20 protein-coding genes and 1 tRNA gene are annotated in these 20,998 nt (G+C 68.3%); 13 read left to right on the forward strand and 8 right to left on the reverse strand.

The genetic code is table 11. The features are described 5' to 3' along the window. The first annotated feature begins 77 nt into the window (after positions 1–77). The 7 genes from FB547_RS00625 to fahA are packed head-to-tail and all read left to right on the forward strand — an operon-like array spanning position 78 to position 6,352. Positions 78–806 (forward strand): TetR/AcrR family transcriptional regulator, encoded by a 729-nt coding sequence (locus FB547_RS00625; RefSeq protein ID WP_145738763.1) that lies wholly within the window; start codon positions 78–80, stop codon positions 804–806. After that, positions 803–1,747 carry an ABC transporter substrate-binding protein gene (locus FB547_RS00630; protein ID WP_145738765.1) on the forward strand — a complete coding sequence of 315 codons (945 nt, stop codon included), beginning with the start codon at positions 803–805 and terminating at the stop codon, positions 1,745–1,747. The genes FB547_RS00625 and FB547_RS00630 overlap by 4 nt, the downstream gene beginning before the upstream one ends. Beyond that, a complete protein-coding gene (locus FB547_RS00635; protein WP_145738767.1) occupies positions 1,744–2,526 on the forward strand; it encodes an ABC transporter ATP-binding protein in 783 nt (260 codons plus the stop codon). Before FB547_RS00630 ends, FB547_RS00635 begins: the two co-directional genes overlap by 4 nt. After that, entirely contained in the window at positions 2,519–3,373 is an 855-nt protein-coding gene (locus tag FB547_RS00640; protein ID WP_261380195.1) for an ABC transporter permease, read from the forward strand. The genes FB547_RS00635 and FB547_RS00640 overlap by 8 nt, the downstream gene beginning before the upstream one ends. Continuing rightward, on the forward strand, positions 3,370–4,164 hold the full coding sequence (locus tag FB547_RS00645) for an ABC transporter permease (protein WP_145738769.1): 795 nt from the start codon (positions 3,370–3,372) through the stop codon (positions 4,162–4,164). The genes FB547_RS00640 and FB547_RS00645 overlap by 4 nt, the downstream gene beginning before the upstream one ends. Before the next feature lie 39 nt (positions 4,165–4,203). Next, entirely contained in the window at positions 4,204–5,010 is an 807-nt protein-coding gene (locus tag FB547_RS00650; RefSeq protein ID WP_145738771.1) for a cyclase family protein, read from the forward strand. Between the two features lie 19 nt (positions 5,011–5,029). Beyond that, entirely contained in the window at positions 5,030–6,352 is a 1,323-nt protein-coding gene (gene fahA / locus FB547_RS00655) for a fumarylacetoacetase (RefSeq protein WP_145738773.1), read from the forward strand. Between the two features lie 58 nt (positions 6,353–6,410). Here fahA and FB547_RS00660 read toward each other — a convergent pair. From FB547_RS00660 to FB547_RS00670, 3 genes are all read right to left on the reverse strand, one after another. Then, positions 6,411–6,486 (reverse strand) — tRNA-Gly (locus FB547_RS00660). Between the two features lie 32 nt (positions 6,487–6,518). Continuing rightward, positions 6,519–7,427 (reverse strand): NAD(P)/FAD-dependent oxidoreductase, encoded by a 909-nt coding sequence (locus FB547_RS00665; protein WP_145738775.1) that lies wholly within the window; start codon positions 7,425–7,427, stop codon positions 6,519–6,521. Then, positions 7,417–7,878 carry an RrF2 family transcriptional regulator gene (locus FB547_RS00670; protein WP_145738777.1) on the reverse strand — a complete coding sequence of 154 codons (462 nt, stop codon included), beginning with the start codon at positions 7,876–7,878 and terminating at the stop codon, positions 7,417–7,419. The genes FB547_RS00665 and FB547_RS00670 overlap by 11 nt, the downstream gene beginning before the upstream one ends. Before the next feature lie 286 nt (positions 7,879–8,164). Between FB547_RS00670 and FB547_RS00675 the strand changes: the two genes are divergently transcribed. Continuing rightward, positions 8,165–8,704, forward strand: coding sequence for an adhesin (locus FB547_RS00675; RefSeq protein ID WP_145738779.1), 540 nt, complete (start codon positions 8,165–8,167; stop codon positions 8,702–8,704). A 51-nt stretch (positions 8,705–8,755) separates the two neighbouring features. Here FB547_RS00675 and FB547_RS00680 read toward each other — a convergent pair whose 3' ends face one another. The 5 genes from FB547_RS00680 to FB547_RS00700 all read right to left on the reverse strand — a co-directional run bounded on the left by FB547_RS00680 (position 8,756) and on the right by FB547_RS00700 (position 14,968). After that, complete coding sequence (locus FB547_RS00680; RefSeq protein WP_145738780.1) at positions 8,756–9,196, reverse strand: MaoC family dehydratase; 441 nt, start codon at positions 9,194–9,196, stop codon at positions 8,756–8,758. A gap of 10 nt (positions 9,197–9,206) precedes the next feature. After that, entirely contained in the window at positions 9,207–10,499 is a 1,293-nt protein-coding gene (gene boxA, locus FB547_RS00685; RefSeq protein WP_145738782.1) for a benzoyl-CoA 2,3-epoxidase subunit BoxA, read from the reverse strand. Between the two features lie 130 nt (positions 10,500–10,629). Continuing rightward, positions 10,630–12,057: a benzoyl-CoA 2,3-epoxidase subunit BoxB gene (gene boxB / locus FB547_RS00690; protein WP_145738784.1), complete on the reverse strand. Its 1,428-nt coding sequence runs from the start codon at positions 12,055–12,057 to the stop codon at positions 10,630–10,632. Positions 12,058–12,088: 31 nt separating this feature from the next. Further along, positions 12,089–13,765 carry a 2,3-epoxybenzoyl-CoA dihydrolase gene (boxC, locus tag FB547_RS00695; RefSeq protein WP_145738786.1) on the reverse strand — a complete coding sequence of 559 codons (1,677 nt, stop codon included), beginning with the start codon at positions 13,763–13,765 and terminating at the stop codon, positions 12,089–12,091. 255 nt (positions 13,766–14,020) lie between these two features. Further along, entirely contained in the window at positions 14,021–14,968 is a 948-nt protein-coding gene (locus FB547_RS00700; RefSeq protein ID WP_145738787.1) for a helix-turn-helix transcriptional regulator, read from the reverse strand. 200 nt (positions 14,969–15,168) lie between these two features. Between FB547_RS00700 and FB547_RS00705 the strand changes: the two genes are divergently transcribed. The 5 genes from FB547_RS00705 to FB547_RS00725 all read left to right on the forward strand — a co-directional run bounded on the left by FB547_RS00705 (position 15,169) and on the right by FB547_RS00725 (position 20,880). Continuing rightward, positions 15,169–15,642: a DUF4863 family protein gene (locus FB547_RS00705; protein WP_145738790.1), complete on the forward strand. Its 474-nt coding sequence runs from the start codon at positions 15,169–15,171 to the stop codon at positions 15,640–15,642. After that, positions 15,639–17,189 carry a 3,4-dehydroadipyl-CoA semialdehyde dehydrogenase gene (locus tag FB547_RS00710; RefSeq protein ID WP_145738792.1) on the forward strand — a complete coding sequence of 517 codons (1,551 nt, stop codon included), beginning with the start codon at positions 15,639–15,641 and terminating at the stop codon, positions 17,187–17,189. Before FB547_RS00705 ends, FB547_RS00710 begins: the two co-directional genes overlap by 4 nt. A gap of 28 nt (positions 17,190–17,217) precedes the next feature. Then, positions 17,218–18,765 carry a benzoate-CoA ligase family protein gene (locus FB547_RS00715; protein WP_145738794.1) on the forward strand — a complete coding sequence of 516 codons (1,548 nt, stop codon included), beginning with the start codon at positions 17,218–17,220 and terminating at the stop codon, positions 18,763–18,765. Between the two features lie 139 nt (positions 18,766–18,904). Further along, a complete protein-coding gene (locus FB547_RS00720) occupies positions 18,905–19,711 on the forward strand; it encodes an alpha/beta fold hydrolase (RefSeq protein ID WP_145738796.1) in 807 nt (268 codons plus the stop codon). Beyond that, positions 19,708–20,880, forward strand: a complete 1,173-nt coding sequence (locus FB547_RS00725) for an ABC transporter substrate-binding protein (protein ID WP_145738797.1) — start codon at positions 19,708–19,710, stop codon at positions 20,878–20,880. Before FB547_RS00720 ends, FB547_RS00725 begins: the two co-directional genes overlap by 4 nt. The last annotated feature ends 118 nt before the right edge of the window (positions 20,881–20,998 follow it).

Genomic DNA, 20,998 nt, shown 5'->3' on the forward strand with positions numbered 1-20,998 from the left:
CCGCGCCGTTCAACCGGGTTTGACCTCAGGGTTTGTACGTGTGTTCAATAGTTTTGTACAGACGTTCAATACGCCCGATGAATACCCGCACCCCGCCCGCCAGGCGAAGCGCCCACCGCGCCGCGGCCACAGCCGCCGAAGCGGCCCGGCCCGATCGGCGCCACGCCATCCTGCTGGCGGCGGAAAAGCTGTTTGCGCAGCACGGCTACCACGCGGTCACCATCCGCCAGATCGCCGAGGAAGCGGGCGTGCCGCTGGCGCTGGTGGGCTATTACTTCGGCCCGAAGCACGAGCTCTTCCATGCGATCTTCGAGCACTGGAGCCACAGCATCGAGGAGCGGCTGGCGGGCCTTCGGGCCGTGAACAACGACCCCGACGATGCGCGCACGCTGCCGCGCATCATCGAGGCCTTCACCGGGCCCGTGCTGGCGCTGCGAGCGAGCGCCGAGGGCGAGTACTACGCGCTCTTGGTGGCGCGCGAGCTCTACCACGCCACCGAGGAAGCCGACCGCGTGCTGCGCGGCTACTTCGATCCGCTGGCCGAGGCCTACATCGACGCGCTGCACATCGCGCTGCCGCATGCCACGCGCGGGCAGGCGGCCTGGGGCTACCAGTTCTCGCTCGGGGCGCTGCTGCACCACCTGAACGACAGCCGCATCGAGCGGCTCTCGCACGGCGAGAACCGGCGCAGCGATCCGGCCGCGGCGCCGATGCTCGTGAACTTCATCGTCGGCGGGCTGCGCGCCGCGCTGCCGCGACCCAAGGCCCCGCAGAAGAAAACCACTCCCAGGAGACAGAAGACATGATGAAACGACGCACCCTGCTGTCGGCGCTGGCCGCCGCATCGGCCGCCGCGGCGCTGCCCTCGCGCGCGCAATCGAACCCGAAGATCGTGTTCGGCTACACGGCCGTGTCCGACTTCGCCTCGGTCTTCGTGGCCGCGGAAGAGGGCTACTTCAAGAAGCGCAATCTCGACGTGGAGCTCAAGTTCATTCCGCTCAACTCCACCATCCCCGCGGCGCTGCAGTCCGATTCGCTGCAGATCGGCGGACCCACGCCCTCGGTGTTCCTGCAGGCGGTGGACGGCGGGCTCGACCTGGTGCTGGTGGCCGGCGGCGGCCTCACCTCGAAGACGATCACCGGCTTCGGCCTGGTGGCGCGCGCCGGCTCGGGCATCAAGAACCCGCAGGACTGCGTGGGCAAGAAGATCGGCGTGCCCGGGCTCGGCGCGTTCCTGCACGTGACCTTCCGTGCCTGGCTCAAGGACAGCGGCGTGGACTACCGCAAGGTCAACTTCGTCGAGGCCTCCTTCCCGCAGCATGCCGATCTGCTGCGCGGCGGCTCGGTCGACGCGGTGGTGTCGGCCGATCCGTTCATGAGCCGCATCACCGAGAGCGGTGCGGGCTACGTGGCCTCGTACTACTCCACCTTCCTGCCGGAGAACAACCAGACCATCGTGCACGCGGCCAAGCGCGAATGGGTGGCGAAGAACTCGGGCGCCGCGCGCGCGTTCCGCGAGTCGCTGGTCGAGGCCGCGGCCTTCATGCAGCAGCAAAAGAACGACGCCAAGGTGCGCGCGGCCATCGGCAAGTACATCAAGCTGCCGCCCGAGGTGCTCGCGAAGATCCAGATCTCGCCGCCCGGCGCCACAGTGAACGAGAAGCAGCTGGGCTACTGGGTCGGCCTGATGAAGGACCAGGACATGCTCAAGACCTCCATCGACGTTGCGAAGCTGATCGCCAAGTGAGCGCTGCCGCCGACTTCCTTCGCTTCGACGGCGTCGCGATCCGGCTCGGCGGGCGCGAAATCCTGTCGCCCACCTCCTTCGACGTGGCGCGCGGCGAGTTCGTCTGCATCGTGGGCCCGAGCGGCTGCGGCAAGACCACGCTGCTGCGCGCGGCCAGCGGTCTGGTGGCCGCGAGCGCCGGCGAGGTGCGGCGCAAGGGCGTGACCATGACCGAGCCGTCGCGCGAAGTGGCCTTCGTGTTCCAGGACTACGGCCGCGCGCTGCTGCCCTGGCGCACCGTGGAAGGCAACGTGAGCCTCGCGCTCGAAGCGGCTGGCGTGCCCGCGGCCGAGCGCGCGCCACGCATTGCCGAGGTGCTCGGCAAGGTCGGCCTCGCGAAGCATGCGCAGAAGTTTCCGGTGCAGCTTTCGGGCGGCATGCAGCAGCGCGCGCAGATCGCCCGCTGCCTCGCGCAGAAGCCCGAGCTGATGATGATGGACGAGCCCTTCGGCGCGCTCGATGCGCTCACGCGGCAGAGCCTGCAGGACGAGCTCGCGCGGCTGGTGCGCGACGACGGGCTCACGGTGCTGTTCGTCACGCACGATCTCGAAGAGGCCATCTATCTTGGCGACCGCGTGATCGCGCTGCAGGCCAACCCCGGGCCGGGGCGGCCCAGCCTGGCGCGGATGATCAATGTGAAGATTCCGCGGCCGCGCGACCAGCTCACGACCAAGGAGCATCCGGAATACCTGCATCTGCGGCGCGAACTCTTCGCCTTCATCGAGCAAGGCCATGGATAGGCACCCCCCCAGTCTTCGCGCACTTCGTGTCGCTTCGCCCACCCCCTCGCCGGGGGCAACACCAGCGGCCCGGCAAAGCCGGTTCCGCGGTGTTCCTGGTACGGTCCGCCCCTTTGTACTGCCGCTGCTGCTGCTGGCTCTGTTCGAGTGGTACGCGCGGCGTGCGGCGGCGCTGGGCAGCGATGCGCTCGCCCCGCCGAGCGCGGCGGCCCGGGCCTTCATGGGCGCGGCGCTCGATGGCTCGCTGTGGCAGGCCACGGGCTTCACGCTCGGCACGGCCGCGCTCGGCCTGCTGCTGGGGGCGGTGCTGGGCATTGCGCTGGGCCTGGTGCTCGGGCTCTCGCGCCGCGCGGCGCAGCTCGGCTCGCTTTCCATCGAAGTGCTGCGGCCCGTGCCCTCGGTGGCGCTGATTCCGCTCGCGATGCTGAGCTTCGGATTCGGCGTGCGCATGGAGCTGGCCATCGTCGCCTTTGCCACCTTCTGGCCGCTCTTGGTGCTGGTGCAGTCGGCGGTGCAGCAGATCGAGCCGCGGCTGCTCGAAGTGAGCCGCGTGCTGGGCCTCTCGGCGCGCGAACGCGCCTTCAAGATCGTGCTGCCGGCCATCGTGCCGCGCCTGTTCGTGGCGCTGCGGCTGGGCGTGGCGGTGGCGCTGGTGGTGGCCGTCACGGTGGAGATTGCGGCCAATCCCAATGGCATGGGCTACGCGATGATGATCGCGCAGCAGAGCTTCGACCCCGCGCTGATGCTTGCGTGGCTCGGCTGGATCGGCGTGGTGGGCTTTGCGGTCAATGCGGGCATGGTGCGGCTGCAGCGCGTGGTGGCGCGGCGCATGGGGGTGCAGCCATGAACGGCAATGCGCACGGCCGGCTCGGCATCATGAACCGGCTCGGCTCGCTTGCCGTGCTCTGCGCATGGATTGCGCTGTGGTGGATGGCGAGCAACGCGGGCTGGGTGAGCCGCGTGTTCCTGCCGACGCCGCAGGCCACCTTCGCAAGCCTGCTCGAAGGCCTCAACCTCAGCGGCCAGAACAGCAACGGTGAGCTGCTCGCCTTCACGCAGGCCACGGTCGGCCGCATGGTGCAGGGCTGGCTGCTCGCGTCGCTGTTCGGCGTGCTGCTGGGCGCGGCCATCGGCGTGTCGCCCGCGGTGCGCGCGTGGGTGCAGCCGACGCTCGAGTTCATTCGCCCGCTGCCCGCCTCGGCGCTGCTGCCGCTCGCGATCTCGATCTTCGGGCTGAACCCCGGCATGGTGCTGTTCGTGGTGGCCTTCGGCGCGATGTGGCCGGTGCTGCTGGCGACGGTGCATGGCTTCGCGGCGGTGGAGCCGCGGCTTTCGGAAGTGGCGCGCTGCCTGCAGATGTCGCGCGCGGCCTTCGTCTGGAAGATGGGCCTGCCCAACGCCATGCCCGACATCCTGGCCGGCATGCGGCTTGCGCTGACCATTGCGCTGATCGTTGCGGTGGTGGGCGAAATGATCGCCTCGCAGAGCGGCCTGGGCCAGGCCATTCTTCTCGCGGCACGCGCGTTTCGCGCCAGCGATCTTTTCGCCGGCATCGTGCTGCTCGGGCTGATCGGCTTCGCGAGCAACGCGCTGCTGGCCTTTGCAGAGAAGCGGCTGCTGCGCTGGCAGCAGCCCTGACGCCATCCCTCAGATCCCCATTCCACAAGGAGCCCCGCCATGCCACGCAAGTTCGTCGATCTCTCGATCTTCCTGGAAAACGACGTGCTGTCCGATCCGCCGGCCTTCGCGCCGAAGATCCAGTACTTCACGCACGAGCAGACCTACGAGCAGATCGAGCCCTTCTTTCCCGGGCTCAAGAAGGAAGACCTGCCCGACGGCGAAGGCTGGGCCGTGGAGCTGGTGCAGCTGTCGACGCACAACGGCACGCACCTCGACGCGCCCTACCACTTCCACTCCACCATGGACAAGGCACTGGGCGAGAAGAAGCCCGCCATCGCGATCCACGAGGTGCCGCTCGAATGGTGCTTCCAGCCCGGCGTGAAGCTCGACTTCCGCCACTTCGCGGACGGCTACGTGGTCACGGCCGGCGACGTCGAGGCCGAACTCAAGCGCATCGGCCACACGCTGAGCCCGCTGGAGATCGTGGTGGTCAACACGCGCGCCGGCTCGCGCTACGGCAACCCCGACTATGTCTCGGCCGGTGCGGGCATGGGCTACGAGGCGACGATGTACCTGCTGGAGCGCGGCGTGCGCCTCACGGGCACCGATGCCTGGAGCTGGGACGCGCCCTTCGTGCACACCGCGAAGAAGTACGGCGAGACGCAGGATGCGTCCCTCATCTGGGAAGGCCACAAGGCCGGCCGCGACATCGGCTACTGCCACCTCGAGAAGCTGCACAACCTCGAGGCGCTGCCGCCCACGGGCTTTTTCATCAGCTGCTTTCCGCACAAGATCCGCGGCGCATCGGCCGGCTGGACGCGTGCGGTGGCGATCTTCGACGATGCATTGATGGCGTCGGTCTGAAGCGCGAGAGGCCAAGCCGATGATTACGCTCAACCACACGCACGACGCCAACGCCAGGAGCTGGGTCGACACGGCCAATGCGCCGGACACCGACTTTCCGATCCAGAACCTGCCCTATGCGGTGTTCCGCCGCACCGGCAGCCCCCAGCCCTTCCGCGGCGGCGTGGCCATTGGCGACCAGGTGCTCGACATGGCCGCGCTCTGCGCGCGCCAGCTGCTCGACGGCCTCGCGCTCGACGCCGCCCGTGCCGCCGCGCTGCCCACGCTCAATGACTTCTTCGCGCTCGGCGCCGCCGCCTGGCGCGCGCTGCGCCATGCGGTCTTCGCTTTGCTGCGCGACGACGCGCCGGCCGCCACGGTGCAGGCCGTGCGCGAATGCCTGGTGCCGCAGGCCGAGGTCGAATACACGGTGCCCGCACGCATCGGCGACTACACGGACTTCTACACCTCCATCGACCATGCGCTGAACATCAGCCGCCTGATGAATCCCGAAGGCGACGTGACGCCCAACTTCCGCTGGATCCCGACGGCCTACCACGGGCGCGTGTCGACCATCGGCATCAGCGGCCAGCGCTTCCATCGGCCGATGGGGCAGACGATGGCGCCGGGTGCGAAGGCGCCCACGTACCACGCCTGCGCGCGGCTCGACTACGAGCTCGAGCTCGGCATCTGGATCGGCGAAGGCAATGCGGCCGGCGAAGCGATTCCGCTCGAACGCGCGGAAGAGCACATCTTCGGCATCTGCCTGCTCAACGACTGGTCGGCGCGCGACATCCAGTTCTGGGAAATGGCGCCGCTCGGTCCCTTCCTTGCGAAGAACTTCGCGACCACCATTTCGCCGTGGATCGTGACGATGGAAGCGTTCGCGCCCTATCGCCTGGCCTGGACGCGGCCCGCAAACGAGCCCCAGCCGCTGGCCTATCTCGAAAGCAGCGGCAACCGCGAAAGCGGCGCGATCGACATCCGGCTGGAGGTCTGGCTCGAAAGCGAGAAGGCGCGCAGCGAGGGGAGCGGGCCTTCGCGCCTGTCGCGCACGAGCTTCAGGCACCAGTACTGGAGCGTGGCGCAGATGGTGGCGCACCACACGGTGGGCGGCTGCAGCCTGAACCCGGGCGACCTGCTGGGCAGCGGCACCATCTCGGGACCGGGGCCGGGCGAGGCCGGCGCGATCATCGAGCTGACGCGCGCCGCGCAGGACCCGGTCACGCTGGCCAGCGGCGAGCAGCGCGGCTTTCTCGAAGACGGCGACGCGGTGCTGCTGCGCGGCTGGTGCGAGAAGCCGGGCCATGCGCGCATCGGCTTCGGCGAAAGCCGCGGGATGGTGCTGCCCGCGAAGGGCTGAGGACATCCGTCGCCCCAAAGCAAAAGGCCACCGGTGAGGTGGCCTTTGGCATGAAATGTGGAGCGGGAAAAGAGTCTCGAACTCTCGACCTCAACCTTGGCAAGGTTGCGCTCTACCAACTGAGCTATTCCCGCATTTCGAGCCGCAGATTATAGCCTGGTTTTTTTCAGTGGCCGAACACCGATGCGCGGTGCAGCGAAATGCCGGCCATCACGCCATCGGCCGAAGCCATCGTGGCGTTGTGGAACATCATGGCCGCATCCCCGGCCGCGAACACGCCGGGCACCGTGGTCATCTTCATCGCGTCGGTGCGGATCAGCGGGCCGAAGCCGCCTTCGTCGATTGCGCATCCGAGCTGCTCGGCCAGCGGGCTCGCCAGGCGCGTGCGCGGCACGAGGAACATCGCATCGAGCGGCACGCGCCGCCCGTCCGCGAGGCGCACGTCCGAGAGCTCGGCAGGCGACGGCCCCTCGAGCGCCGCGATGGGGCCCGGCTCGATCGCCACGCCGCGCGCCTGCAGCCTGGCGCGCGTCTCCTCGTCCACCGTGTTGTTGCCGTTGAGGAACAGCGTGGCCGATCCCCATTCGGCGAACAGGATCGCATGCTCGGGCGCATGCGGCCGCTCGATCAGGATGCCCAGGCGCCGGCCGCCGACTTCATAGCCGTGGCAGTACGGGCAGTGCAGCACGCTGTGGCCCCAGCGTTCGCGCACGCCCTCGATCTGCGGAAAGCCGTCCTCGACACCGAAGGCGAGCACGATCCGGCGGGCCGACAGCGGCGCGCCGCCGCTTTCGAGCGAAACAGCGAACCCGCCCGCGCCATCGGCCTGCGCCTCGGCGACCCGGCCCTCGACGAAGCTGGCATTCGGATACGCGAGCACCTTGGCGCGCGCATCGGCAATCATCTTCAGCGGCGGCGTGCCGTCCTGGCCGAAGAAGCCGTGCGAAGCGGCGGCGAAGCGGTTGCGCGGCGCGCCCGCATCGACGATGCAGACCTTTTTTCGCGCGCGCGCAAGCTGCAGGGCAGCGGAGAGGCCGGCAAAACTGCCGCCCACGACCAGAGCGTCATAGTGCATGTTCGATGTCCTTGCGAGTGAAGCCGCCGCCCGTCATGCGGCGATGAAAGTCCCGGGAAAGATCGGCCAGCGTGATGCTGCTGAAACGCTCGAGCAGCAGGGCCTCGGCCTCGCGGCAGGCGCCGTCGAGCGCCGCGTTCACGGCCTGCTCGACGATGCAGCCGGGGCTCTCGGTGCGGTTGCCCATGGCCAGCAGCGCCGGAGACCCCACGGCCTGGTGGATGTCGCCGAGCGTCACGGCATCGAGCGGGCACGACAGCACCCAGCCGCCGCCATGGCCCTTGGCCGAACTCACGAAGCCGGCCTGGCGCAGGCCCGCCATGACCCGGCGCACGACGACGGGGTTGGTCTGCATGGCCATGGCCAGCGATTCGGAGGTGACGGGCCCTTCCATCTCGGCCATGTGCAGCAGTGCGTGGAGAACGCCTGAAAGCTTGCTGTCTCGTTTCATGCAACATTATTAGTTGCATGAAAGGCCGGGCATCCAGGAAGATCGCCTTTGACCCTGCCGCTGAAAAGGTTGCCTGGCCTCCCGCCGTGCTGGTTCTGATCCTCTCGCAGGCAAGAAGGAGGCGCCGCCTAACGCATCACCCCCCATTCCGGACGACGGAGGCGTCCCACACGCGCCGGCGGCCGCCTCGCACACGGCGACATGTGCGGAGGTGGTCACGGTAGCGACCGAACTGGCCCAAAGCCGGTTCTGGTCAATGACCATTCAACGAAAGGAAAAGTCACCTATGAAGCAGCAACAACACAAATCCCTTTTCGTCGGCGCCTTGCTCGCAGGCCTTCTTGCCATGAGCGGCTTCGCACAGGCACAAGGCGTCGGGGTCGGCGTGGGCGTGAATGCCGATGTCAACACATCGGGCAGCGCGAACGCGACCCAACGCCAGGGCGCCGCGGGCGCCGGTGCACGCACCGATGCAGCCGCGCAGACGCGCACCGAGGGAAGCGCCGGCGTGCAGCCGGTCGAAGTCCCCGGCAAGGCCGCAGGCGGCCTGGGCAATACCCTGGGCGGCGTGGTCGGTGGCGCGACGGGCGCGGTCGGCGGTGCCACTGGCGCAGTCAGCGGCGCGACCGGCGCGGTGGGCGGCGCCGCCAATGCTGCGACCGGCACGGCCCGCAACGTGACCGGCGCGACGAACGTCGTGGGCGACACGTTGGGCGGCGCGACCGGCGCCGCGGGCTCGGCCGGCGGCGCGCTGAAGGCGCCAGCCGTGGATGCCAAGGCGCGCGGCAAGGCGCAGGGTTCCGGCGCGGTCGACGTCAAGAAATAAAGCACTTCGCTCAGGGAAAGAAGCCCGCGGTGCGATGCGCCGCGGGCTTTTTTAACTTGCTTCCAGCCTGAACAGGCTCGTCACTTCGACATCGAGCACCATCAGCTCGCGCTGGTTGAAGAGCCGCCAGCGCCAGCGCAGGATGCCGAGCGTCGGCCGTTTTTCGGAGCGCCGCGCCTCGATGACGTCGGCCACCAGCCGCAAGGCATCGCCGGGCCGCACCGGATGCGGCCAGCGCACATGCTCGAGTCCCGGCGACGCAAAGGACTCCGAGCCCCTGAGTGCGGCATCGACCACGAGCCGCATCGCGATCGAGCAGGTGTGCCAGCCGCTCGCGATCAGTCCGCCGAAGGCGCTGTCCGCGGCGGCGACGGCGTCGGTGTGGAACCACTGCGGGTCGTAGGCCTGCGCAAAGCCGACGAGCTCCGCTTCGGACACGACGTAGGGCCCGGCCTTGATGACCTGGCCGGGGTGGAAGTCGGCGAACTTCATTCGCCGCAGCTTAATACGTCTCCAGGTGCAGGCGGCCTTCGCGCTTCAATGCGGCGCCGACGGTGTCCCAGTCGAGCCCGGCTTCCTTCGCCACGTCGCGCAATGCGAGCACCACGCCTTCTTCCATGCTCTTGAGCCCGCACACGTAGAAGTGGCTCGCGCCGTCCTTCAGCAGCGCGGCCAGGTCGGCGGCGCGCTCGCGCATCAGGTCCTGCACGTAGCGCTTGGGTTGGCCCGGCGTGCGCGAGAACGCGAGGTTGATGTCGATGAAGTCCTTGGGCAGCGACTGCAGCGGACCGAAGTACGGCAGCTCCTGCTGGGTGCGCGCGCCAAAGAACAGCATGAGCTTGCCGCCTTCGAACTTGCCGCTCTTGCGCAGGCGCCGGCGCCATTCGGTCATGGCGCGCATCGGCGCGCTGCCGGTGCCGGTGCAGATCATCACGATGTGCGACTTGGGATGGTTCGGCATCAGGAACGAGGAACCGAAGGGCCCCACTACCTGCACCGTGTCGCCCACCTTCAGGTCGCAGATGTAGTTCGAGCACACGCCGCGCACCGGGTCGCCCTGGTGGTCCTCGGTCACGCGTTTCACGGTGAGCGACACGTTGTTGTAGCCGGGCCGCTCGCCGTTGCGCGGGCTGGCCACCGAGTACTGGCGCGCATGGTGGCGCTTGGCCGTAGCATCGACGCCCGGCGGGACGATGCCGATCGACTGGCCTTCGAGCACCGGGAACGGCACCACGCCGAAGTCGAGCACGATGTGGTGGGTCTCGCTGTCGAAGCCGGCCTCGGTGCAGTTGAAGTTGCCCACCACGGTGGCCGTGGTCGGCGACTTGGGCGCAAAGAGGTTGGTGTAGGCGTGCGCGGCCGACCAGGGCGGCACGGTGGCGCCGTACTGGGCGGAGTTGAAGGCGGGCTCGACGGACTCGACCGCGGCCTGGGCTTGCGCCTGGGTCTGCGCGGGCACGGCGGCTGCCGCATCGCCGGCCGCTTCGGCGGACACGCCAGCGGCTTCCAGCTCCTCGGGCGTGAGCTCCGCGGGCAGCGATTCCCAGCTGAGCTGTTCCTCGATCGTGTAGGCGCGCACCAGCGGCATGGTGCGCCAGTTGTCGATCGAACCCGTGGGGCACGGCGAGATGCAGGCCATGCAGCCATTGCAGACGTCGGCCCGCACGACGTAGTTGTTGTCGTCGTGCGTGATCGCGTTGACGGGGCAGGTGGCCTCGCAGGTGTTGCAGCGGATGCAGATCTCGGGGTCGATCAGGTGCTGCTTGATGACTCCGGCTTCAACGGCCATGTCCATGTTGTTCTCTCCTGAAAGCCCTCCCCTTTCGGGGGAGGGTTGGGTGGGGGCCCGCGGCGCTTGTCGTGGTCGCGCTGCTGCCCCCATCCCAGCCTTCCCCCGGAAGGGGAAGGAGCAATACCAATACCAATCAGCCGAAACGCACGTACTCGAAATCCACCGGCTGGCGGTTGATGCCCATCACCGGCGGCGAGATCCAGCCCGCGAACTTGCCCGGCTCGACCACGCGGCCCATCAACGATGCCACGAAAGCGAAGTCTTCGGCACTGGGCAACCACTCGCTCTTCTTGGCGGCCCATTCCACGTCGTTCACCACGCGGCCCTCGGGCGACATCTTGATGCCGGCGAGCGCGCCGATCTGGCGGTTGAAGGCCTTGTGCGGCACGGTCAGGCGCGTGGGAATGCCGGCCTTCTCGAGCACCTTGTTCCAGCGGCCGACGCCGGCCACCGAGTCCTTGATGAAGTCGTCGCGCAGCACTTCGTTGAGGGCGTTGAGCATCGGCACGTCCTTCTCGACGAGCTGGCCGTCCTTCACTTCCAGCACCTTGTAGGTCTGGCCCTTGAGCACGTGGTCGTCGCCCCGCTTGCCTTCTTCGTAGCGGCCCTTCAGGCCAGAGCTGTAGAAGATGGCGGCGTTGCTCGACTGGTCGGCGCCGAACAGGTCGATGGTCACGCTGTAGTGGAAGTTCAGGTAGCGCTGGATCGTGCCCAGGTCGATGGCGCCGGCCGCGCGCACCTTCTGCGGGTCGTCGGTCTTGAGCTCGTTCATGACCTGCGCGGTGCGCGCGAGCACGCGCGAGACGCCGCTCTCGCCCACGAACATGTGGTGCGCTTCCTCGGTCAGCATGAACTTGGTGGTGCGCGCCAGCGGATCGAAGGCGCTCTCGGCCAGCGCGGCCAGCTGGAACTTGCCGTCGCGGTCGGTGAAGTAGGTGAACATGAAGAACGCGAGCCAGTCGGGCGTCTTCTCGTTGAAGGCACCCAGAATGCGCGGGTTGTCCTGGTCGCCCGAGGTGCGCTGCAAGAGCGCCTCGGCCTCCTCGCGGCCGTCGCGGCCGAAGTGCTTGTGCAGCAGGTAGACCATGGCCCACAGGTGGCGGCCCTCTTCCACGTTGATCTGGAACAGGTTGCGCAGGTCGTACATCGAAGGCGTCGTGAGGCCCAGGTGGCGCTGCTGCTCGACCGAGGCGGGCTCGGTGTCGCCCTGCGTCACGATGATGCGGCGCAGGTTGGCGCGGTGTTCGCCGGGCACGTCCTGCCAGGCCTTCTCGCCCTTGTGGTCGCCGAAGTGGATCTCGCGGTTGGCGTCGCCGGGGTTCAGGAAGATGCCCCAGCGGTAGTCGCGCATCTTCACGTGGCCGAACTGGGCCCAGCCCTGCGGGTCGACGCTCACGGCCGTGCGCAGGTAGACCTCGTGGTTGGTCGATCCCTCGGGGCCCACGTCGTCCCACCAGTTGATGAAGTTGGGCTGCCAGCCTTCGAGCGCGCGCTGCAGCGTGCGGTCTTCGCCGAGGTTGACGTTGTTGGGGATCTTCTCGCTGTAGTTGATCGTGCTCATCGTTGTTCCTTGGGTTGTTCAGGCTGCCAGTTCAAACGCGATTCAAGTCGAAGCCGGCTTTCTCGCCGGTGCCGTAGACCTTGAGCGCGCCCTTCTCGCCGACGGCGTTGGGGCGGTTGAAGATCCAGTTCTGCCAGGCGGTGAGCCGGCCGAAGATGCGGGTAGCCATGTTCTCCCGGCTTGCGAAGCGCAGGTTGGCTTCGAGGCCGGTGAGCGCGTCGGGCGACATGGCGGCGCGCTCCTCGACGGCGATGCGGATCTCGTCGTCCCAGTCGATGTCGTCGGGCGCGGCGGTGACGAGGCCGAGCTTCAGGGCTTCGTCGGCATCGAGCGGCTGGCCGGCGGCGGCGCGGGCGGCGTCCAGCGGCGCGGCTTCTTCGTAGAAGCGGCGCTGCAGGCGGCTCTGGTCGTTCACCATCGGGAAGAAGCCGAAGTTGAATTCGTTGAGCACGAGCTTCGGTGCGCGCGCGGCATCGTCGGGCAGCGCGAGCATATAGCTGCGGTCGGCGGCAAAGGCCAGCTCGGCCAAGGTGCCGGCAAAGCAGGAGCCCGCCTCGACCAGCGCAAACAGGCTGCGCGACGACACGTCCAGCCGCGCCAGCGTGCGGCGCAGCGCGCCGATGGTCTCGCGCACCAGCCAGTGGTCCTTGTGGGCGAGCATCACGGCATCCGACGCGAGCACGGCCTGCGCGTCGCCCTCGGTCTTGAGCAGCCAGGTGCCGATGTCGAGCTCGTTGGTGCGCAGGTTGAGGATCGCGTCGTCGAGCTCGCGGCACACGGCCAGCGGCCACCACGCGGCGCCCGCCGCTTCGATGGCGGCAATGTCCGCGGGCTGCGTGCCCGCGGGTGCCTTGACGGTGAGGGTGGCGGTGCGCTTGCTGCGGTCGATCTTCACGTCGACGTGCGAATAGGCGATGCCGTCGGCGCTGTCGGTGCGTTCGAGCCGGCTCAGCGCCACGCCCTTGCCGCTGGCGGGGCGGTCGCTCGCAGCGGCGAGCTGCGCAGCACGCTCCTGCACGGCGGCAGCGAACTGCGCGGGCTTGGCCACGGCATCGACCAGGCGCCATTCGACCGCGCGCTGGCCGCGCACGCCTTCGACGCTGGTGCAGAAAATGTCGGCCAGGTCATGGCGCACATGGCGCTTGTCGGTCACGCGGGTCAGGCCGCCGGTGCCGGGCAGCACGCCGAGCAGCGGCACCTCCGGCAGCGAGACGGCGGAGGAGCGGTCGTCCACCAGCAGGATCTCGTCGCAGGCCAGCGCCAGCTCGTAGCCGCCGCCGGCGCAGGCGCCGTTCACGGCCGCGATGAACTTGAGGCCCGAATGCTTCGACGAATCCTCGATGCCGTTGCGCGTCTCGTTGGTGAACTTGCAGAAGTTCACCTTCCAGGCGTGGCTCGACACGCCGAGCATGAAGATGTTGGCGCCCGAGCAGAAGATGCGGTCCTTGCCGCTGGTGACGATCACGCTGCGCACCTCGGGATGCTCGAAGCGCACGCGGTTGAGCGCGTCGTTGAGCTCGATGTCCACGCCCAGGTCGTAGCTGTTGAGCTTGAGCTTGTAGCCGGGGCGGATGCCGCCGTCTTCCGCGATGTCGAGCACCAGCCGCGCCACCGGCCCTTCGAAGCTGAGCTTCCAGTGCCTGTATTGCGCGGGTTCGATGCGGTAGTCGACGCGCGGGGGCGCCTGAAGGGTCGTGGTCTCGGTCATACGGAAGTCTCCTGTGGGGGCAGATGCAAACCGGAAAAATAATGCACACTCCGGTTCCGATGACATGCATCATGCTGCATGCGAACAGGCAAGTCAATGCCTGAATCTCTTTTTTTCAGATTTCAGGCATGGCCAGACATTGAGGCGGCCTTTTTTCCAGCGAACACCGCGGAATCGGCTTTGCCGGGCCGCTGGTGTTGCCCCGGGTAGGGGGTTGGCGTAGCGACACGAAGTGCGCGAAGACTGGGGGCGAGCCTAGGCAATCCCCATCGACTGGCGGGCCACGGCGCGCAGCGCCTGGAAGCTCTGCGCCAGCGTCTTGCCGCTGGTGTCCACCGAGAGATCGGCCTTCGAATAGAAGGCGGCGCGGCCGTTCAGGATGCGGCGCAGGTCTTCCATCGCTTCCTTGCTGGCGGCCATGGGACGGGTGTCGCCCTGCGCGGCCACGCGGCCCATGTGCTCCTCGGGCGCGGCCTGCAGCCACACGGTGGTGCAGTGCGCGAGCAGTTCGTTGAAGGTGGCCGGGTCCGAGACGATGCCGCCCGGCGTGGCGATGACCACCTCGCCGTAGATCTGGATGGTTTCCTCGAGCGCGCGGCGCTCGTAGCGGCGGTAGGCATTGGTGCCATAGAGGTCGTGGATCTCGCGCACGCTGCAGCCCGCGAGCTTCTCGATGTCGCGGCTCAGCTCCACGAAGGGCACGTCGAGGTCGTCGGCCAGCATCTGGCCGAGCGTCGACTTGCCCGCGCCGCGCAGGCCCACGAGCGCGATGCGGCGGTGGCGCGCCGGATCGACCGAGGCCGTGCCCAGCAACTCACCCACCGCCACGCGCACGCGGCGCAGGTCGGCCTCGCTGCGGTTCTCGAGCAGCTCGCGGATCAGCAGCCATTCGGGCGAACTGGTGGTCACGTCGCCGACCAGCTCGGCCAGCGAACAATGCAGCGCGCCAGCCACCTGCTGCAGCACCAGGATCGACGCATTGCCGATGCCGTATTCGAGATTGGCCAGGTGCCGCTCCGACACGTCGGCCGCAATGGCTACCGCCTTGCGCGTGAGGCCGCGCTGCGCGCGCAGATTGCGCACGCGCTCGCCCAATGCCGCCAGCAATGGATTCTTGGCCTCCGCGGCCGGTGCCGCCGGGTTGCCGGCGCGTTGGCCTTCTTCGGGCGCGGGGGCCAGCACCGCGTCTACGTGCTCGTTCATGCATGTCCTCGTTCTTGGCCGGGATTGTGCGCGCTCAGGGTAAACACCATAGATGCACTATATTGCTTGACACCCATGGAGTCGATGCTTATTGTTCGGCCACAAGCAAGATACTGCACGCGCACCAATCCTGCAAGGTAGTCCAAAAGTTCGCTGCGCCATTCACCCTGCCAGCCAGCCTCCAAAAAGGAAGCCCGCCAATGTCCAGCAAGGAAGCATTTCATCAGTTGATCGCCGGCCTGGCCGCCGAAATCGCCGGCCGGCCGCTCGACGAACATCTCGACCAGTGGCTCAATGCCACGCACGGCGCAGGCAGCGCGCGCTTCGAGGCGCTGCGCCAGGCCTGCATCGGCGGCGTGGCCGAAGGCTGGCTGTGCGAGCGCGAAGGCGGCGGCATCCGCTACGGCCGCGTGTTCAAGGCCGAGGACGCGCTGCACCGCTTCTCGGTCGACGTGGTCGACATGCAGGACATCGCGGGGCCGCACCACACCCATCCGAACGGCGAGATCGACCTGATCATGCCGCTCGAAGGCAGCCCCGGCGCCACCTTCGACGGCCGGCCCGCGGGCTGGTGCGTCTACGGGCCCGGCACCGCGCACCAGCCGACCGTGGCGAACGGCCGCGCCCTGGTTCTCTATCTCCTGCCCGAAGGGCAGATCAAGTTCACCGCATGACCGAACTCCTCCCCAATTACATCGCCGGCCGCTGGCAAGGCGGATCGGGCGCCGGCACGCCGCTCTTCGATCCGGTGCTGGGCACCGAGCTCGTGCGCGTCGACGCCACCGGCCTGGACCTGCCCGCCGCCTTTGCCTTTGCGCGCGAACAGGGCGGCCGCGCGCTGCGCGCCCTCAGCTATCGCCAGCGTGGCGGGCTGCTCGGCGCCATCGTGAAGGTGCTGCAGGCCAACCGCGACGCCTACTACGAGATCGCCACCGCGAACTCCGGCACGGTGAAGAACGATTCGGCCGTCGACATCGACGGTGCGATCTTCACGCTGGGCCAGTACGCGAAGTGGGGCGATGCGCTCGGCGACGTGCGCGCGCTGCGCGACGGCGAGGCCGTGAAGCTCGGCAAGGAGCCGGTGTTCCAGTCGCAGCACCTGCAGGTGCCGACGCACGGCGTGGCCCTCTTCATCAACGCCTTCAATTTCCCGTCGTGGGGCCTGTGGGAAAAGGCCGCGCCGGCGCTGCTCTCGGGCGTGCCGGTGATCGTGAAGCCCGCCACGGCCACCGCCTGGCTCACGCAGCGCATGGTCAAGGACGTGGTCGATGCGGGCGTGCTGCCCGCGGGTGCGCTCTCGGTCGTCTGCGGCAGCTCGGCGGGCTTGATGGATGCGCTGCAGCCCTTCGACGTGGTCTCGTTCACCGGCTCGGCCGAGACGGCCGCCGTGATCCGCTCGCACGCGGCCGTGGCCGAACGCTCGGTGCGCGCGAACATCGAGGCCGACAGCCTCAACAGCGCCCTGCTGCTGCCCGGTGCCGCGGCCGGCAGCGAGGCCTTCAACCTGCTGGTGCGCGAAGCGGTGCGCGAGATGACGGTCAAGTCGGGCCAGAAGTGCACCGCGATCCGCCGCATCCTCGTGCCGGCCGAGCTCTATGACGCGGCGGCCGAAGCCATCAGCGCCAAGCTCGCGGGCATCACGGTCGGCAATCCGCGCAACGAGAACGTGCGCATGGGTGCGCTCGTGAGCCGGGCGCAGATGAAGGCCGTGAGCGAAGGCCTGGAGGCACTGTCTGCGCAGGCCAGCCTGCTGTACGACGGCCGCAACACGCCGCTGATCGATGCCGAACCGTCCGTGGCCGCCTGCATCGGCCCCGTGCTGCTGGGCGCGCGCGATGCCGATGCGGCGCAGCGCGTGCATGACGTGGAAGTGTTCGGGCCGGTCGCCACGCTGCTGCCGTACCGCGATTTGGCGCACGGCATTGCGCTGGCACACCGTGGCCAGGGCTCGCTCGTGACCTCGCTCTATGGCAGCGACGACGCCGCGCTGGCGCAGGCCGCGCTCGCCGTCGCGCCGAGCCACGGCCGCGTGCACGTGATCTCGCCCGAAGTCGCGCAGGCCCACACCGGCCATGGCAACGTGATGCCGATGTCGCTGCACGGCGGCCCGGGCCGCGCGGGTGGCGGCGCCGAACTCGGCGGCCTGCGCGCGCTGGATTTCTACCACCGCTGCAGCGCGGTGCAGGCGAGCCCCGGCGTGCTGGCCGCACTGGGCCTCTAGAAAAAGAACCCGGCCGAAGGAGACAACCATGCCCCTGCCCCAACGCTTCAATTTCGCCGAACACCTGTTCGCCCTGAACCGCGGCCGCGCCGATAGCACGGCCTACATCGACGACCGCGGCACGCTCGCCTACGGCCAGCTCGAGGATCGCGCGCGCCGCCTGGCCGCGGCGCTCAAGGCCGCCGGCGTGCGGCGCGAAGAGCGCGTGCTGCTGCTGATGCTCGACAGCAGCGACTGGCCCGTGAGCTTTCTGGGCTGCCTCTATGCCGGCATCGTTCCCGTCGCCGTCAACACGCTGCTCACGCCCGCGGACTACGCCTACATGCTCGACCACAGCCGCGCGCAGGCTGCGCTGGTGTCGGGCACGCTGCTGCCCACGCTGCAGGAGGCGATGGCGCTCGGCGCGCATGAAGTGCACACGCTGATCGTCTCGCAGCCCGCGGGCGCGCTGCCCGATGGCGCGCAGGAATTCGAAGCCGCGCTCGCAGCCACCGCGCCGATGGCGGCGCCCGCGCCCACGGCCTCCGACGACCCCGGCTTCTGGCTGTATTCCTCCGGCTCTACCGGCAAGCCCAAGGGCACGGTCCACACGCATGCCAACCTGTGGTGGACGGCCGAGCTCTACGGCAAGCCGGTGCTCGGGCTGACCGAGAACGATGTGTGCTTCTCGGCCGCCAAGATGTACTTCGCGTACGGCCTGGGCAACGCGCTGACCTTTCCGCTCTCGGTCGGTGCGACCGTGGTGCTGATGGCCGAGCGGCCGACGCCGGACGCGACCTTCCGCCGCTGGGTGGAGCACAAGCCCACCGTGTTCTTCGGTGCGCCCACCGGCTTTGCCGGCATGCTCGCCTCGCCGAAGCTGCCGGCGCGCGAAGCCGTGGCCCTGCGCATGTGTTCTTCCGCCGGCGAGGCATTGCCCGGCGAGATCGCGCAGCGCTTCAAGGCGCACTTCGGCTGCGAGATCATCGACGGCATCGGCTCCACCGAGATGCTGCACATCTTCATCTCCAACCGCCCCGGCGACGTGCGCTACGGCACCACGGGCAAGCCGGTGGAAGGCTACGAAGTCGAACTGCGCGGCGAGGACGGCCGCCCGGTGCCCGATGGCGAAGTGGGCGACCTCTACATCCGCGGCCCGAGTTCGGCACTGATGTACTGGTGCAACCGCGAGAAGTCGCGCGAGACCTTCCAGGGCGGCTGGACCAAGAGCGGCGACAAGTACACGCGCGACGCCGATGGCTACTACACCTACGCCGGGCGCAGCGACGACATGCTGAAGGTCAGCGGCATCTATGTGTCGCCGTTCGAGGTGGAAGCCACGCTGATGCAGCACCCCGCGGTGCTCGAGGCCGCGGTGATCGGCAAGGAAGACGCGGACGGGCTGACCAAGACCAAGGCCTTCGTGGTGCTGAAGGACGGCCAGTCGGTCAGCGAAGAGGAGCTGAAGGCCTTCGTGAAGGAACGGCTCGCGCCCTACAAGTACCCGCGCTTCCTGGAGTTCGTGCAGGAGCTGCCGAAGACGGCGACGGGGAAGATCCAGCGCTTTCGCTTGCGCGAGCGGGAGAAGCAGGCATGAGCGTCCCCTTGCCTTTTTTCTCCCTCCCCTCCCGGGGGAGGGTTGGGGTGGGGGCAGGCGGCCTTTGCAAAGGCATGGCTTCTGCCAGTGCCGGGAGCCCCCATCCCAGCCTTCCCCCGGAGGGGGAAGGAGCAACACCATGAGCTCCCCCGACTTCGCCACCATCAACTGGCGCGGCCGTCCCGTGCAGATCGAATGCCAGTGGATCTCCCCCGAACGCAGCGATGCCCCGCTCATCGTCTTCCTGCACGAAGGCCTCGGCTCGATTGCCATGTGGAAGGACTTCCCCGCGCAAGTCTGCGAAGCCGCCAATGCCCGCGGCCTCGTGTTCTCGCGCCCCGGCTACGGCCGCTCCACGCCGCGCGCCGGCGGCGAGATCTGGGACGTCGACTTCATGCACCGCCAGGCGCACGAGGTGCTGCCCGCCCTCTTCACCGCCCTGGAGCTCGACGCTGAAAAGCCCTGGCTCTTCGGCCACAGCGACGGCGGCTCGATCTCGCTGCTTTATGCCTCGCGCTTCCCGGACCGCGTCGAAGGCCTCGTGGTGCTCGCGCCGCACATCTTCGTGGAGGACGTGACCGTCGCGAACATCGAACAGGCCCGCACCGCCTACCTCTCGACCGACCTGCCGAAGAAGCTCGGCCGCTACCACGACAGCGCCGACTCGGCCTTCTGGGGCTGGAACCGCATCTGGCTGCACCCGCCCTTCCGCGAATGGAACATCGAGGCCGAGCTCGACACCATCCGCTGCCCGGTGCTCGCCATCCAGGGCATCGGCGACGAGTACGGCACGCTCGCGCAGATCCGCGGCATCGCGGCACGGGTCAGGGGATGCGAGCTGCTCGAAATCCCGGAATGCGGGCATTCCCCGCATCGCGATCAGCCGGATCGTGTCATCGTCGCGGCCACTTCTTTCATTGCCAAAAACAGGAGACAAACACCATGACCATCCGTACCGCCCGCCTCGCGCTCACCGCGATCGCCTTCGCCGCCCTGGCCAGCGCCGCCGGCGCCCAGGGCACCGGCAAACTCAAGGTCGGCCTGATGCTGCCCTACAGCGGCACCTACACCGCGCTGGGCGTGGCCATCGAGAACGGCTTCAAGCTCTATGTCGACGAGCACGGCGGCAAGCTCGCCGGCCGCGAGATCGAATACTTCAAGGTCGATGACGAGTCCGACCCCGCCAAGGCCACCGACAACGTCAACAAGCTGATCAAGCGCGACAACGTCGACGTGATCGTGGGCACGGTGCACTCCGGCGTGGCCATGGCCATGGCCAAGGCCGCGAAGGAAAGCGGCACCGTGCTGATCGTGCCCAATGCCGGCGCCGACGCGGTCACGGGCCCGATGTGCGCGCCCAACATCTTCCGCAGCTCGTTCAGCAACTGGCAGCCGGCCTACGCGATGGGCGAAGTGGCGGCCAAGCAGCAGGGCAAGAAGAAGGCGATGACCATCACCTGGAAGTACGCGGCCGGCGACGAGTCGGTCAACGGCTTCAAGGAAGGCTTCGAGAAGAATGGCGGCAAGGTCGAGAAGCAGCTCACGCTGCCCTTTCCCAACGTGGAGTTCCAGGCGCTCCTGACCGAGATCGCGGCGGCCAAGCCCGATGCGGTGTATGCCTTCTTCGCGGGCGGCGGCGCGGTGAAGTTCGTCAAGGACTACCAGGCCGCAGGCCTCAACAAGACGATTCCGCTCTACGGCCCGGGCTTCCTGACCGACGGCACCCTGGATGCGCAGGGCGAAGCCGCGCAAGGCATGCTGACCACGCTGCACTATGCCGACGGCCTCAACACCGCGCGCGACAACGCCTTCCGCGTCGGCTACGCCAAGGCCTTCAAGCTGCAGCCCGACGTGTATGCCGTGCAGGGCTACGACGCAGCGCAGATGCTGGGCGTGGGCCTGGCCGCCACCAAGGGCGACATCGGCAAGAAGGCCGAGTTCACCGCCGCCATCGAGAAGGCGAAGATCGACAGCCCGCGCGGCACGTTCACGATGAGCAAGTCGCACAACCCGGTGCAGGACATCTACCTGCGCAAGGTGGAAGGCAAGGAGAACAAGCTGGTGAGCATCGCGATCAAGGGCCTGACGGACCCGGCCCGCGGATGCAGGATGTGACCCACCCCCGTCCCTCGCTCACTTCGTGTAGCTCGACTCCCCCCTCGAGGGGGCGACACCGGCGGACCGGCGAAGCCGGATCCGCGGTGTCTCACGAACATCGCGGGCGCTTTCGCGC

It is taken from the genome of Variovorax beijingensis, assembly GCF_007828835.1.
Classification (GTDB): domain Bacteria; phylum Pseudomonadota; class Gammaproteobacteria; order Burkholderiales; family Burkholderiaceae_C; genus Variovorax; species Variovorax beijingensis_A.